This window comes from Vibrio sp. 10N.222.55.C6 (genome assembly GCF_041473395.1).
GTDB classification, from domain to species: Bacteria; Pseudomonadota; Gammaproteobacteria; order Enterobacterales; family Vibrionaceae; genus Vibrio; species Vibrio crassostreae_C.
Genome location: NZ_JBFRSD010000145.1, coordinates 1 through 469, shown reverse-complemented (window position 1 = coordinate 469; position 469 = coordinate 1). Strand labels below are relative to the sequence as shown.

1 protein-coding gene is annotated in these 469 nt (G+C 48.2%); it reads left to right on the top strand.

Features of this window, described 5'->3' with window-relative positions; translation table 11 throughout:
* A partial coding sequence (locus AB4486_RS22960; RefSeq protein ID WP_372118809.1) for an iron-containing alcohol dehydrogenase occupies positions 1–469 on the top strand: 469 nt, incomplete at both ends.

Genomic DNA, 469 nt, shown 5'->3' with positions numbered 1-469 from the left:
GTGCTCTTTTCTGATAAAGGCTTGGAGTCTCTTGGCTTTGTTGAGCAGTTCTCGGCGTTGTTTGTAAACGAAAAGGTGAACCAGCCAGGCAATGAACAAGCGGTTCAGCTTGTTGGTGTGTACACCGATATCGCGCCAGACGCGACTTGCGACAACATCAATGCTGCCATTGAGTTTGCAAACAGCGTCAATGCTGATGCGATTTTGTCTGTTGGCGGCGGCAGCGTGATTGATGCTTCTAAAGGTGTGAAATACGCATTTCATAAGAAGATAGATGACATTCGCACCGTGATTGCGGGTGGTGGTCATATGGATGTGTGGCCAAACAATGAAGATATTCGAGTGCCCCACATTGCGGTTCCGACAACGGCTGGCACAGGCGCAGAAGCTTCTCCTATTGCTGTTTTTTACAACGAACATGAAAACATTAAGGCAAGCCTAGTCACATCGGGATTGGAAGCCGATATCG